Origin of the sequence: Prosthecodimorpha staleyi (genome assembly GCF_018729455.1) — a bacterium.
Classification (GTDB): domain Bacteria; phylum Pseudomonadota; class Alphaproteobacteria; order Rhizobiales; family Ancalomicrobiaceae; genus Prosthecodimorpha; species Prosthecodimorpha staleyi.
Genome location: NZ_JAHHZF010000005.1, coordinates 275,383 through 289,404, shown reverse-complemented (window position 1 = coordinate 289,404; position 14,022 = coordinate 275,383). Strand labels below are relative to the sequence as shown.

12 protein-coding genes are annotated in these 14,022 nt (G+C 69.6%); 10 read left to right on the top strand and 2 right to left on the bottom strand.

Annotated elements, in window-relative coordinates:
• Positions 1 to 21: 21 nt before the first annotated feature.
• Genes KL771_RS11995 through KL771_RS11985 form a run of 3 tightly spaced genes read left to right on the top strand, consistent with a single transcriptional unit; the run spans position 22 to position 3,738 of the window.
• Positions 22 to 1,473 (top strand): aldehyde dehydrogenase family protein, encoded by a 1,452-nt coding sequence (locus KL771_RS11995; RefSeq protein WP_261968789.1) that lies wholly within the window; start codon positions 22 to 24, stop codon positions 1,471 to 1,473.
• 8 nt (positions 1,474 to 1,481) lie between these two features.
• The gene (locus KL771_RS11990) at positions 1,482 to 2,963 is read left to right on the top strand and encodes an aldehyde dehydrogenase family protein (protein ID WP_261968788.1); all 1,482 of its coding nucleotides are present in this window, start codon (positions 1,482 to 1,484) and stop codon (positions 2,961 to 2,963) included.
• A 4-nt stretch (positions 2,964 to 2,967) separates the two neighbouring features.
• Positions 2,968 to 3,738, top strand: a complete 771-nt coding sequence (locus KL771_RS11985) for an SDR family NAD(P)-dependent oxidoreductase (RefSeq protein WP_261968787.1) — start codon at positions 2,968 to 2,970, stop codon at positions 3,736 to 3,738.
• 42 nt (positions 3,739 to 3,780) lie between these two features.
• Here KL771_RS11985 and KL771_RS11980 read toward each other — a convergent pair whose 3' ends face one another.
• Positions 3,781 to 4,479, bottom strand: coding sequence for a flavin reductase family protein (locus tag KL771_RS11980; RefSeq protein ID WP_261968786.1), 699 nt, complete (start codon positions 4,477 to 4,479; stop codon positions 3,781 to 3,783).
• Complete coding sequence (locus KL771_RS11975) at positions 4,479 to 5,279, bottom strand: GntR family transcriptional regulator (protein WP_261968785.1); 801 nt, start codon at positions 5,277 to 5,279, stop codon at positions 4,479 to 4,481. Before KL771_RS11975 ends, KL771_RS11980 begins: the two co-directional genes overlap by 1 nt.
• Before the next feature lie 303 nt (positions 5,280 to 5,582).
• Here KL771_RS11975 and KL771_RS11970 point away from each other — a divergent pair, with 303 nt between their 5' ends.
• The 7 genes from KL771_RS11970 to KL771_RS11940 all read left to right on the top strand — a co-directional run bounded on the left by KL771_RS11970 (position 5,583) and on the right by KL771_RS11940 (position 13,986).
• Entirely contained in the window at positions 5,583 to 7,163 is a 1,581-nt protein-coding gene (locus tag KL771_RS11970; RefSeq protein ID WP_390866597.1) for an ABC transporter substrate-binding protein, read from the top strand.
• Positions 7,164 to 7,261: 98 nt separating this feature from the next.
• A complete protein-coding gene (locus tag KL771_RS11965; RefSeq protein ID WP_261968784.1) occupies positions 7,262 to 8,251 on the top strand; it encodes an ABC transporter permease in 990 nt (329 codons plus the stop codon).
• Positions 8,241 to 9,185: an ABC transporter permease gene (locus tag KL771_RS11960; RefSeq protein ID WP_261968783.1), complete on the top strand. Its 945-nt coding sequence runs from the start codon at positions 8,241 to 8,243 to the stop codon at positions 9,183 to 9,185. Before KL771_RS11965 ends, KL771_RS11960 begins: the two co-directional genes overlap by 11 nt.
• A 41-nt stretch (positions 9,186 to 9,226) precedes the next feature.
• Positions 9,227 to 10,426 (top strand): amidohydrolase family protein, encoded by a 1,200-nt coding sequence (locus KL771_RS11955; protein WP_261968782.1) that lies wholly within the window; start codon positions 9,227 to 9,229, stop codon positions 10,424 to 10,426.
• Positions 10,426 to 11,931 carry an amidohydrolase family protein gene (locus KL771_RS11950; protein ID WP_261968781.1) on the top strand — a complete coding sequence of 502 codons (1,506 nt, stop codon included), beginning with the start codon at positions 10,426 to 10,428 and terminating at the stop codon, positions 11,929 to 11,931. The genes KL771_RS11955 and KL771_RS11950 overlap by 1 nt, the downstream gene beginning before the upstream one ends.
• Positions 11,928 to 12,980, top strand: coding sequence for an ABC transporter ATP-binding protein (locus tag KL771_RS11945; RefSeq protein ID WP_261968780.1), 1,053 nt, complete (start codon positions 11,928 to 11,930; stop codon positions 12,978 to 12,980). The genes KL771_RS11950 and KL771_RS11945 overlap by 4 nt, the downstream gene beginning before the upstream one ends.
• Entirely contained in the window at positions 12,967 to 13,986 is a 1,020-nt protein-coding gene (locus KL771_RS11940) for an ABC transporter ATP-binding protein (protein ID WP_261968779.1), read from the top strand. The genes KL771_RS11945 and KL771_RS11940 overlap by 14 nt, the downstream gene beginning before the upstream one ends.
• The last annotated feature ends 36 nt before the right edge of the window (positions 13,987 to 14,022 follow it).

Below are 14,022 nucleotides of genomic sequence, written 5' to 3'. Positions count from 1 at the left end.
ACCGGCCGCAAAGGACCGAGCATGACCACAGAATCCCCCCTCCGGGTCGACCACTGGATCGGCAACGCGCCGGTCGCCTCCGCGGCGCGCGACGAGGTGCGCGATCCCGGCCGCCTCGCCGACGTAGTCGGCCTGGTCGCCCGGGGCGGCGCGTATGAGGTCGATCTCGCCGTCCGGACCGCGGCCGAGGCCTTCAAGTCCTGGCGCGAGATGCCGGTCGAGACCCGAGCGGCGCTGCTCCGCCGGGCCGCCGACCTCCTGGAGGCCGAGGCCCCGGCCGTGGTCGGCCTCATGGCGCGCGAGAGCGGCATGCTGGTCGCGACCAACACCGCCGAGATCGGCATGGCGGCCAACATCGTGCGCGACAATGCCGAGGCCGGCGCCGCCTTCCTGGTGCCCGAAGCCTACGAGGATGCAGAGAGCTGGGTCGGCGTCGAGAAGCGCCCGATCGGCGTGATCGCCGCCATCGTGCCCTGGAACGCGCCGATCATCCTGGCCATGCGCAAGGTCTCGCCGGCGCTGGTCTGCGGCAACACGGTCGTGGTCAAGCCGGCCCCGACCGCGCCGATCGGCCTTTCGTTGCTCCTGGAGAAGATGGCCGCGCTGTTCCCGCCGGGCGTGATCAACGTCGTTCATGGCGGGGCCGAGGTCGGCCGGGCACTCGCCACCCATCCGCTGGTCGGCAAGGTCTCCTTCACGGGCGGCGGCACGGTCGCCCGCGCGATCATGAAGGATGCCGCCGAGGGGCTGAAGGGCGTCCAGTTCGAGCTCGGCGGCAACGATCCGGCGATCATCCTGGAGGATGCCGATCTCGATCTCGCCATCCCGCGCATCGTCGGCGGCGCCTTCCGCCGCTCCGGCCAGTTCTGCTTCGCGGTCAAGCGCGTCTATGCCCCGGCCTCGCTCTATGGCGAGGTCGTCGCCCGCATCCGCGCGGAGGTCGACAAGTTCCGCGTCGGCCATCCGCTCGAGGCGGGTGTGACGTTCGGGCCGATCAACAATGCCGGCCAGTACCGCGCCCTGCAGGGGCTCCTGGCGCGCACCCGGGCGAGCGGGGCGACGGTCGAGGAACTCGGCAGCTGGGTTTCGCCGAAGTCCGAGGCCGACGGCTACTACATGCGCCCGGTGCTGGTCTCCGACATCGATCCAGAGGCTGAACTGGTCCAGGTCGAGCAGTTCGGGCCGCTGCTGCCGGTCGTGCGCTACGACGATCTCGACGCCGTCATCGACAGCATCAATGCCGGCGAACTCGGCCTCGGCTCGTCGATCTGGACGCGCGATACCAACCGCGCCGTCGAGGTCGCGCGCGAGCTCGAAACCGGCATGACCTTCGTCAACAATGCCGGCACGTCGCGGCTCGGCCAGAAGAACATCCCCTTCGGCGGGGTCAAGCAGAGCGGCATCGGACGGGAAAGCTCGCCGATCGGCCTGCGCGAATATATCGACTATCACGCCATCAACTATCACCGCTGAGGTTCGCCATGCTGGACATCGTCAAGGCCGGCAGCGCGCCGCTCGTCGTCGACAATTTCGTCGACGGCGCCTGGATCGGCGGGGAGACCCGCTTCGAGGTGCGCGATCCCGGCCGCACCGCCGACCTGGTGGCGCGCGTCGCTGCCGCCGATGCCGCCCTGGTCGACCGCGCCGTCGCGGCCGCTGCGACGGCGCTGAAGAGCTGGTCGCGGGTGCCGGTCGCCGAGCGCGCCGCGCTGGTGCTGAAGGCCGCCGACCTGATCGAGGCCGAGGCCGAGAAAGGGCTCGACGGGCTCGCCGGCGTGGTCGTGCGCGAGACCGGTATGCTGCCGGCCGAGATCGTCTTGGAACTGCGCGGCGCCGCCTTCGCCTCGCGCGACAATGTCGCCGCCGCGCAGGTCGCGCTGGAGCCGGTCGTGATCGAGGACGCCACATCGATCGTGCGCATCGAGCGCCGGCCGATCGGGGTGGTTGCCGCTATCGTGCCCTGGAACGCGCCGATCGTGCTCCTGATCCGCAAGTTCGCGCCCGCGCTGGTTGCCGGCGACACGCTGGTCATCAAGACCCCGCCGACCGCCCCGGCCGGCATCGCGCTCCTGATGGCCGCACTGGCGCCGCTGTTCCCCAAGGGCGTGATCAACGTCGTCCATGGCGGGGCCGAGGTCGGCGCCGCGCTGGCCGCCCACCCGAAGGTGCGGCTGATCTCCTTCACGGGCGGTGGCGTCGCCGCGCGGGCGATCATGCGGACCGCGGCCGACACGCTGAAGAACGTGCAGTTCGAGCTCGGCGGCAACGATGCGGCGATCGTCCTCGACGATTTCGACCTCGACAAGGGCATCCCGATGCTGGCGGCCGGCGCCTTTCACCGCTCCGGCCAGTTCTGCTTCGCGATCAAGCGCCTCTACGTGCCGGAGGCGATCTACGACGCCTTCTTCGATCGGCTCGCCGCGCATCTCGACAAGGTCCGCATCGGCCATCCGCTCGATCCGCGCACGACCTTCGGGCCGATCAACAATCCCGGCCAGTTGGCCTTCCTGAACGGGCTGGTCGCCAGGACCCGCGCGGCCGGCGGCGATCTGGTCGAACTCGGCCAGCCGGTCGACCCGGCGACCTGGGCGGAGGGCAACTTCATCCGCCCGACCCTGGTGCGCCGCCCGGGTCCCGATTTCGAGGTCGTCACCTGCGAGCAGTTCGGTCCGGTCCTGCCGGTGATCGCCTATGACAGCCTGGACGAAGTCGTCGCGCTCGCCAACGGCACCGAATACGGCCTCGGCTCGTCGATCTGGACGACGGATTTCGATCGCGGCCTCGCCCTCGCGCGGCGGCTGGAGGCGGGCATGACCTTCATCAACAAGAATGCCCAGTCGCGGCTCGGCCGGCGCCACATGCCCTTCGGCGGCATCAAGCAGAGCGGCATCGGCACCGAGAATGCCGAAGCCGGTCTCGCCGAATTCACCGAGATCCACGCCATCAACATCCACAAGGCCTGACCCCATGGCTCTGCCCTCCGTTCCGACCGGCGCCACGCCGACGCTCCTCGCCGGCAAGCGCGCCCTCGTCACCGGCGGCGCCTCCGGGATCGGGCGGGCGATCGCGGCCCTGTTCCGGGCGAGCGGGGCGGAGGTGATCGTCGCCGATATCGGGCTGCCCGAGAGCGACGCGCCGGCGGCGATCGACGGGTCGGCGGGCTGGCATTGCGATGTCGCCGCCGAGGCGAGCGTCGCCCGGCTTGCCGCCCGGGTCGGCGGACCGCTGCACATCCTCGTCAATTGCGCCGGGATTCCGCAGTCCTTCACGCCGATCGACGCGATGGAGGCCGAGGCCTGGGACCGGATCATGGCGGTCAACGTGCGTTCGCTGTTCCTGACCGCGAAGCACTGCCTGCCGGCGCTCCGGGCGGCCGGCGCGGCCTCGATCGTCAACATCTGTTCCAATGTCGGCGTCCGGCCGAAGCCGGGTCTGGCCGCCTATGCCGGCTCCAAGGCGGCGGCGATCGCGGTCACGCAGTCGCTGGCGCTCGAACTGGCCAAGGAGGGCATCCGCGTCAACGCGGTCAATCCGGGCGCCACCGAGACGCCGATGCTGAGCGGCTTCACGCATGGCAAGCCGGTGGCGGAGGCCGCACAGTCCTTCGCGGCGATGATCCCGATGGGCGAGATCGTCCGCCCCGAGGATGTCGCCGCCGCCGTGCTCTATCTCGCCTCCGACCTCGCCCGCATCGTCACCGGCACGACCATCGAGGTCGACGGCGGGCGCTCGGTCTGAGCCGAGCGGCGGGCGCCACGGGCGCCCGGTCCGAAGCCGCCGCTATCCTTTCGCCTGCCGCGCCGCATAGTCGGCGACCGACATCGTCGGCAGGTCGAAATAGTCGCGCGTGCGGGCATAGCCGTGGCCGCCCATGCGGCCGATCGCGTCCATGCCGCGGTGGTCGACATGGAGGCGGACAGGATCGACCGCATCGGCGTGGATATGGACGTGTAGCACCTCGCCGAGGATGATCTCGCGCGAGGAGCCGATGTCCAGGAAGCTGTGCAGCCGGCATTCGAGCGCGGCCGGCGCCGCCAGGATGCGCGGGCTCGGCACGGCCGTGCCGGGCGCAGTCGCAAGTCCCGCCTCGGCCAGTTCGTCGATCTCCGGCGCGAAGGGCACGGCGCAGACATTCATCGCGTCCATGATCGCATCCGACACGATATGCACCGTGAAGGCGCCGGTGTCGCGGATGTTGCGGCCGGTATCCTTGGACGAGCCGTCCGAGCGGAACTCGACGCCGAGCGCCAGGATGGCCGGGTCGGCCGAAAGGCAGTTGAAGAAGCTGAACGGCGCCGCATTGGCGCGGCCGTCGCGATCGACGGTCGTGACCAGCGCGATCGGCCGCGGGATGACGGTGCCGATCAGGATCTTGTAGCGCTCGCGCGGGGTCAGGGCGGCGAAATCGAAGCCGATCGCGAGTGGGTCGGCCGCCGGCCGGGCCGGGGCGGCCGCAAGGGTGTCGTCGGTCAGGCTCATCAGGTCCTCGCGCGCGAGCGGGCTTTGGGCGGCGTGCGGGCGGGACCGGGCTCCAGGCCCTCGGTCTCCGCATAGGCGGCGAGCACGTCGCGGATGTCGGGTTCGGCGCGCGCCTTGATGAGGGCGCGGCCCATGACGGCTTCCAGATGGTGGTCCATAAGGTGGATGGCGCGCGCGGCGTCGCCGGAGACGAGCGCGTCGATCAGCTCGCGGTGCTCGTTGACGGCGCATTCGGAGGAATGCGGCCGGCCGTAGATGGCGAGGATCAGCGAGCAGCGCGAGGCGACCTCGTTGACGTAGCGCTCGAGCAGGGCATTGCCGGTCATGGCGGCCAGCAGCAGATGGAATTCGCCGGCCAGCCGGATCGATTCCGGCCCGTTGCGGCCTTGCGCCCGATCCTCGGCCGCGACATGGGCCTGCAGCGTCTGCACCTGCTCGCGCGTCAGCCGGCCGCTCAATTCCTCGACCACCAGCCGCTCCATCGCCCGGCGCACCGCGAACACGTCGCGCGCCTCCTCCAGGCTCGGATAGGCGACGGTGGCGCCGCGATTGTGCCGCAGCTCGACCAGACCCTCGGTCGCAAGCCGCGCCAGCGCCTCGCGCACCAGCGTGCGGCTGACGCCGAGCCGCTCGCCGATCGCGTCCTCCGGCAGCTTGGAGCCGGGCATCAGCGCCTGCTCGATGATCGCGCGGCGCAAGGCCCGGTAGACGAGCGCCGCCCGCGATCCGGCCTTGCCGTCGGGCTCCGCGCCGGCCGGAGCCGATGCCGCGGGTTCGGTCTTGGTTTTCGGTTCGCGCATGGCGCGCTCCCACAATGGCATTTCGCATACATATAGAACGTTCAATCGCATACCAAGTGCGGAAATTTTCGGCATGCCGGACGGTTGAAACCGCGCTGGGATTGCAGGGAAATCAACCCTCCGGATGGGCCGCAGAACGCGCGTGCACCGCGATTTGCCTCTATTTGCGGCGCGCAGCCTCTTGGCCCGTCGGCGACAATACTGCATACCATATGGGTATCGGATGGTCGACGAAATCGGCCAGCCATGGTCGTGACGAAGCGCGCGGCAACGGAGCCGCGACGCGGGATCGGGGGAGAACCCATGTCGATGAAGCGCAATCTCCTGGCGGCGGTGGCCGCGCTCTCCATGCTGGCCGGCGCGTCGGCCGAGGCGAAGACGCTGAAATGGGGTGCCGGCCGCGAGATCGCCTCGCTCGATCCCTACTCGTTCGGCGAGACCTTCACGCTCTCGGTGCTGAACCACGTCTATGAGGGCCTGGTCCGCTACACCGGCGAACTCAAGATCGAGCCGGCGCTGGCGGAACGCTGGGAGACCGTGTCGCCGACCGTCTGGCGCTTCCACCTGCGCAAGGGCGTCAAGTTCCACAACGGCAATGCCTTCACGGCCGACGACGTGATCGCCTCGCTCGAGCGCGTCACCCATCCGACCTCGCCGCTCAAGGGCAACCTGCCGGCCTACAAGTCGGCCACCAAGGTCGACGACTTCACCGTCGACATCGAGGTCAACGGCCCCTATCCGCTACTCCTCAACGACCTGACCAACATCTACATCCTCGACAAGGAGTGGATGGTCGCCAACGACGCGCTGCTGCCGACCGACAGCGGCAAGGGCGTCGAGAACTACGCCACGCGCAACACCAACGGCACCGGCCCGTTCAAGATCGAATCCCGCCGCGCCGACGCCCAGACCGTGTTCGTCGTCAACAAGGACTGGTGGGACAAGCCGGTCCACAATATCGACCGGATCGAGTTCACCCCGATCACCTCGTCGGCGACCCGCGTCGCCGCCATGCTGTCGGGCGAGATCGACTTCACCAATCTGGCGCCGCTGCAGGACCTGCCGCGCCTGACCGCCTCGCCGGACGTGAAGGTGCTGCAGTCGAATGAACTGCGCACCGTCTACATGGTCTTCAACATGAAGGACAAGCTTGTCGAAAGCGACGTGACCGACAAGAATCCCTTCAAGAACAAGCGCGTCCGCCAGGCGCTCTACCAGGCGATCGATGCCGACGCGGTGCAGAAGCGCGTCATGCGCGGACTGTCGCGCACGACCGGCTCGCTGGTCGCCCCGGCCATCCCGGGCTATGTGCCGGACCTCGACAAGCGCCCGCCCTTCGATCTCGACGGCGCCAAGAAGCTCCTGGCCGAAGCGGGTTATCCGAACGGCTTCTCGTTCCTGATGAACTGCAACAACGACAGCCTCGTCAACGAAGAGGAACTCTGCCAGGCGGTCGCCTCGATGTGGTCGCGCGCCGGGCTGAAGCCGAACCTCTCGATCGCGCCGCGCGCCCAGCAGACGCCGAAGCGCGTCAAGGGCGAGTTCGACGTGATCACCTTCGGCTGGGCGACCGAGCCGATGATCGACACCTATTCGCTGCTGGTGCAGGTGCTGCATTCCAAGAGCGGGTCGGCGGGCGTGTTCAACTGGGGCGGCTGGGGCGATCCGCGCATCGACGAACTGACCGACAAGGGCGGCGTCGAGCTCGATCCCAAGAAGCGCATCCCGATGATGACCGAGGCGCTCAAAATCGCCAAGGACGAGATCATCTTCATTCCGATGCACCAGCAGCCGATGGCCTGGGCGATCCGCTCCGGCTCGGTCGACGTGATGGTGCAGAGCCCGGACAACAAGCCGCGCCTCTGGCTCGCCAAGGTGAAGTGACGCCGGCGGCGGCGGATGCGGCGGTCGAGACCGCGCATCCGCCGCCGTCCCGGTTCGGCCTGCCGGCCGGTCCGCATGCGGCCTAACGGAGACTGTCGATGCTCGCCTTTCTGGTGAAGCGCCTCGCCGAGGCGGTCGGGGTGATGCTCGCCGTCGCCCTGATCGCCTTCACGATCTTCCGCTTCGTCGGCGATCCGGTCGAACTGATGCTCAACGAGCAGGCCAGCCAGCAGCAGCGCGACGAACTGCGCGAGCGGCTCGGCCTCAACCGCTCGGTTCCCGAGCAGTATCTCGCCTTCGTCGCCAATGCTGCGCGCGGCGATTTCGGCATCTCCTACCGCAATCAGCAGGATGTCTTCCCGCTGATCGCGGAGCGTTTTCCGGCGACCTTCGAGCTGGTCATCGTCGCCACCGTCCTGTCGCTCCTGATCGGCCTTCCACTCGGCGTCTACACGGCGGTCCACCGAAAATCCTTCCTGGCGCAGGCGCTGCAGTTCCTGTCCGTGCTCGGCGTCTCGCTGCCGAGCTTCGCGGTCGGTATCCTGCTGATCCTGGTCTTCTCGGTGACGCTCGGTTGGCTGCCGGCCTTCGGGCGCGGCGAGGTGGTCAAGCTCGGCGGCTGGTCGACCGGCCTTCTGACCAAATCCGGCCTGACCGCGCTGATCCTGCCGGCCGTCACGCTCTCCTTCTTCCAGGTCACGCTGGTCATGCGGCTGGTGCGCGCGGAAATGCTCGAGGTGATGCGGGCCGACTTCATCCGCTTCGCCCGCGCCCGCGGTCTGTCCGAGCCGGCGGTCCAGTTCCGCCATGCGCTACGCAACTGCCTGATGCCGGTGATCACCGTCACCGGCCTGCAGATCGGCAACCTGATCGCCTTCGCGCTGGTCACCGAGACCGTGTTCCAGTGGCCCGGCATGGGGCTCCTGTTCGTGCAGGCGGTCAGCTTCGTCGATATCCCGGTCATGGCCGGCTACCTGATGGTGGTCTCGGCGGTGTTCGTGGCCGTCAACACACTGGTCGACATGACCTATGCGCTGGTCGACCCGCGCCTGCGCGTCGACACCGTGGGAGGCGGACATGGCCGCTGAAGCGACGACCCCGCCGGCCCGCCCGCATGCGCTGCGGCGCTTCCTCGACAGCGATCTCGGCTGGAGCTTTCGCAAGTCGCCGACCGCGATCCTCGGCGCGCTGCTGCTCGCCATCCTGGTGGTCAGCGCCTTCGCGGCGCCGCTGTTCGTGCCCCAGGACCCCTACGACCTGTCGCAGCTCTTTGTCGACAAGGCGGAACTGCCGCCGGTCTGGGTCGAGGGCGGCGAATGGCCTTTCATCCTCGGCACCGACCCGCAGGGCCGCGACATGCTGTCGGCGATCCTCTACGGCACGCGCGTCTCGCTCCTGATCGGGCTGGCCAGCGTCGCCGCCGCCATGGCGATCGGCGTCTCGATCGGCCTCGTCGCCGGCTTCTTCGGCGGGCGCACCGACATGCTTCTGATGCGCTTCGCCGACACGGTGCTGAGCATCCCGACGCTGCTGGTCGCCATCCTGGTCAGCGCCATCTTCCGCGGCCTGCTGCCGGCCGGCATCCGCGACAACTTCTCGGCCGTGATCCTGATCGGCGCCATCGCGCTGACCGGCTGGGTGCAATATGCCCGCACGGTGCGCGCCTCGACCATGGTCGAGCGGCGGCGCGAATATGTGCTCGCCGCGCGCATCATCGGGGTCAGCGCCGCGCGCATCATGCGCCGGCACATCCTGCCCAACACGCTGACGCCGGTGCTGGTCGCCGCGACGCTCAATCTCGGCCTCGCCATCCTGTCGGAGGCGACGCTGTCCTTCCTGGGCGTCGGCATGCCGGTGACGCGGCCCTCGCTCGGCACGCTGATCCGCATCGGCAACCAGTATCTCTTCTCCGGCTCCTGGTGGGTGGTGGTCTTTCCCGCCCTGCAGCTCGGCCTGATCGTGCTCGCCGTCAACCTGATCGGCGACTGGCTGCGCGACGCGCTGAACCCGAAGCTCCGCTGAACCCGCCCCGACCCTTGCGCGCCCCGACCGAGGACCGCCCGATGAGCCACGATCTCTTCATCCGCAACGTCCGCCCGATGGCGCGTTCCGCCGCCGATGTCCATGTCCAGGCCGGCCGGATCGCCGCGATCGGCCCGGATCTGCCGGTGCCGGCGGGCGTCGAGGTGCTGGACGGGGCCGGGGCGATCCTGACGCCCGGCCTGGTCGAGGCCCATACCCATCTCGACAAGTCGCTGTGGGGCATGGGCTGGCGCCCGCATGATGCCGGGCCGCGGCTGATCGACAAGATCGACAACGAGCGCCGGCTGAAGAAGCTGATCAACATCGATCCGGCGCGCCAGTCCGCCCGCCAGGTGGTGCAATCCTCGCGCATGGGCTCGACCGCGATCCGCAGCCATGTCGACGTCGATACCGAGATCGGCCTGTGGGGCATGGAGGGCGTGCTCAAGACCCGCGCCGACTATGCCGACATCATGGACATCGACATCGTCGCCTTCCCGCAATCCGGCCTGATGATCCGGCCCGGCACGGCGGAACTGCTCGATCAGGCGATGAAGATGGGCGCGGACGTGGTCGGCGGTCTCGACCCCTGCGCCATCGACCGCGACCCGAAGGGCCAGCTCGACGTGGTCTTCGGGCTGGCCGAGCGCTACGGCAAGCCGGTCGACATCCATCTGCACGAGGGCGGCACGATGGGGGCCTTCTCGATGGAGCTGATCATCGAGCGCACCCGCGCGCTCGGCATGGCCGGCAAGGTCACGGTCAGCCACGCCTTTTGCCTCGGCGATCCCGATCCGGCGCTGGTCGATCCGCTGATCGCGGCCTTGGCCGAACTCGACATCGCGATCATGACCACCGGTCCGGCCAGCCGCCCGGCGCCGCCGGTCGCCAAACTCGCCGCGGCCGGCGTGCGTCTCTGCTCGGGCTCGGACGGCATCCGCGACACCTGGGGTCCCTACGGCAACGCCGACATGCTGGAACGCGCCATGTTCCTTGGCCTGCGCAACAATTTCCGCAAGGACGAGGAGGTCGAACTGGCCTTCGACGTGGTCACCCATGGCGGCGCGCGGGTGATGGATCTGGCCGGCTACGGGCTCGACATCGGCTGCGTCGCCGATCTCCTGATCGTGCCCGGCGCGGCGATCACCGAGGCGGTCGTGTCGCGGCCGGCGAACAGGATCGTGATCAAGCGCGGCCGTGTCGTGGCGCGCGACGGCGCAGTCCTCCGGGAGGCGCCGTGATGGCGCCGGCGCAGGTCACCGGCCGGACGCTCATGACCGCCCGCTGGGTGGTCGGCCACCGGGCCGGCACCGCGGGCGGGCGCGGCGGGCATGTGCTCTTCGCCGACGGCGAGGTGGTGGTCGAGGACGACCGCGTGATCTTCGTCGGCCACGGCTTCCCCGGCGAGGTCGCCCGGCGGCTCGATTTCGGCAATGCCATGATCGCGCCGGGCTTCGTCGATCTCGACGCCCTGTCGGATCTCGACACGACCATCCTCGGCTTCGACAACCAGCCGGCCTGGAAGAAGGGCCGCGTCTGGCCGCAGGATTATCTCGAGGCCGGCCCGTTCGAGATGCTGTCGGAGGACGAACTGGTCTTCCAGAAGCGCTACGCCTTCGCCTCGCTCCTGCGCAACGGCATCACCACGGCGCTGCCGATCGCCTCGCTGTTCTACCGGGCCTGGGGCGAGACGCGCGACGAGTTCGAGGGCGCGGCGGCGGCAGCCGAGGAGCTGGGCCTGCGCGTCTATCTCGGCCCGGCCTATCGCACCGGCAATCAGGTTCTGGTCGCCGAGGGGCAGATCGAACCCTGGTTCGACGAGGCGCGCGGGCTCGAAAGCCTCGACGCGGCGCTCGCCTTTGCGCGCGACGTCGAGGGCCGGGCAGGCGGCCTCGTCCGCGCCATGCTGGCGCCCGACCGGATCGAGACCTGCACGCCCGACCTGCTGACCCGCACCGCGGCCGCGGCTCGCGAGATGGATATTCCGGTCCGGCTGCATTGCTGCCAGTCGAAGATCGAATACGAGATGGTGCTGAAGCTGCGTGGCATGAGCCCGCCGGAATGGCTGGAAAGTCTCGGCATCTTCGGTGCCATGACGCTCCTGCCGCATGCCACCTGGGTCTCCGGCGTGCCCGGCATCGACCGCCCCGGCCGCGACCTGGAGATCATCCGCGATCACGGCGCCACCGTGGTGCATTGCCCGCTGGTCTCCGGGCGGCACGGCAATGTCATCCGCTCCTTCACGCGCTACCGCGAGATGGGCCTCAACGTCGCCATGGGCACCGATACGGCGCCGCCCGACATGATCATGAACATGCAGGTCGGCATGATCCTGGCGCGCGTCATGGACGGCTCGACCGCCTGCCGGTCGGAGCATTATTTCGATGCCGCCACCCTCAACGGCGCCGATGCGCTGCGGCGGCCTGATCTCGGCCGGCTCGCCCCGGGCAGCAAGGCCGACCTGATCGTGGTCGATTTCGACCGCCCGCATTTCGGCCAGCAGATCGATCCGATCCAGACCCTGTTGCTCGCCGGCCATGGCCGCGACGTGCGCCATGTCATGGTCGACGGGCGCTGGTCGATGTTCGACGGCGTCATCCCGGGCGTCGACGAGGCGGCGGACAAGCGCCGCGCGCAGGCCCAGTTCGAGAAGCTGATCGCGCTCTATCCGGTCCGCACCTGGGGGCATCCGCCGGTCGAGGACATCTTCTCGTCGGCCTATCCGGTGGTGAGGGGCGAAGCATGAGTGCGGGGCCGGTTCTGGACATCCGCGGCCTGGAGGTCGCCTTCGACACCCGGCGCGGCGTGCTGCCGGCGCTGCGTGGCGTCAGTTTCGAGATCGCGGCGGGCGAGATCCTGGGCGTGGTCGGCGAATCCGGGGCCGGCAAGTCGCTGACCGGGACGGCCGTGATCGGCCTCCTGGAGCCGCCCGGCCGGCTTGCCGGCGGCGCCGTGATGCTGGAAGGCACGCGCATCGACGGGCTCGACGCGAGCGCCATGCGGCGCATCCGCGGCCGGCGCATCGGCGTCGTGTTCCAGGACCCGCTGACCTCGCTCAATCCCCTGATCCGCGTCGGCGACCAGCTGGTCGAGACGATCCGCGCCCATCTGCCGCTCGATCGCACGGCCGCGGAGGCACGCGCCCTGGCGCTCCTCAAGGAGGTCGGCTTCCCGGCCGCCGAGGAACGCATCGGCCAATATCCGCACCAGTTCTCCGGCGGCATGCGCCAGCGCGTGGTGATCGCCCTGGCGCTCGCCGCCGACCCGGTCCTGCTCGTCGCCGACGAACCGACGACCGCGCTCGACGTGTCGATCCAGGCGCAGATCACCAGCCTGATCAAGCGGCTGTGTCGCGAGCGCGGCATGGCGGTGATGCTGGTCACCCACGACATGGGGGTGATCGCGGAGACCGCCGACCGGGTCGCGGTGATGTATGCCGGGCGGGTGGTCGAGATCGGCCCGGTCGCCGAGGTGCTGCGCCGCCCGCGCCATCCCTACACGGCCGGCCTGATGGCCTCGATCCCGTCGATGCGCCGGCGTAACGCCGCGCTCGCCCAGATCGACGGCGCCATGCCGCGCCTCGACGCCATGCCGCAGGGCTGCGCCTTCCATCCGCGCTGCCCGAAGGCCGAGCCGGCCTGCCGCGCCGCGGTGCCGCCGCTGGCCGAGATCGTCTCGGGCCCTCGAACCGAGTCCGGCCAGCCGACCACACCGGGCCATCGTGCCGCCTGCATCCATGCCGACGCGGCGGCTGCGGCTGCGTTCCTGCCGGAGGCCGCCGATGTCCGCGTCTGACGCCATCCTGCTCGAGGCCGTCGATGCGGCCTGCCATTTCGACGTCTCGGCGCCGCTGATCACGCGCATCGTCGAGCGCCGGCCGCGCCGCATCCTGAAGGCGGTCGACGGGGTCTCGTTCCAGGTCCGCCGTGGCCGAACCTTCAGCGTGGTCGGCGAATCGGGCTGCGGCAAGTCGACCCTCGCCAAGCTCGTGGTCGGACTGGAACGGCCGACATCGGGCTCGATCCGTCTCCACGACCTGCCCGACGCCGAGGGCCGCCCGCGCCGGCCGCGGCTGCAGATGATCTTCCAGGACCCCTATGCCAGCCTCAACCCGCGCTGGCGGGTGGAGGACATCGTCGCCGAGCCGCTGGTGGAACTGGGTCTCCTGTCCGGGGCGGCGGCCCGGTCGGCGCGGGTGCGCGAACTGCTCGGCCTGGTCGGCCTCGCGGCCACGGATGCCGTCAAGTTCCCGCATGAATTCTCCGGCGGTCAGCGCCAGCGCATCTCGATCGCCCGGGCGCTCGCCACCGAGGCCGATCTCCTGGTGTGCGACGAGCCGACCTCGGCGCTCGACGTCTCCGTCCAGGCGCAGGTGCTCAACCTGATGCGCCAGCTGCAGGCCGAACTGGGCCTCACCTACCTGTTCATCAGCCACAATCTCTCGGTGGTGCGGCACCTGTCCGACGATATCGCGGTGATGTATCTCGGCCGCTTTGTGGAATCCGGCCCGGCCGATGCGGTCTTCACAACCCCGCGCCATCCCTACAGCCGGCTGCTGATCGAGACCGTGCCGGATGTCGAGGCGCCCAATCGCGACCGCGCGCCGATGGCCGGCGAGGTGCCGAATCCGATCGACCGTCCGGCGGGCTGCGCCTTCGCCAGCCGTTGCCCGCTGGTTGAGCCGGCCTGCCGCGTGGCACCGCCGCCTCTGGTGGCCGTCGATACGGAAACCCGTGTCGCCTGCCGGCTGGTTGCCGCACGGGCGAAGGCGGGCATCCCCGCGCCGGCAACGATACCGTAACGTAAGATCATGGGGTCGGGCGCCGGGCCTCAAGTC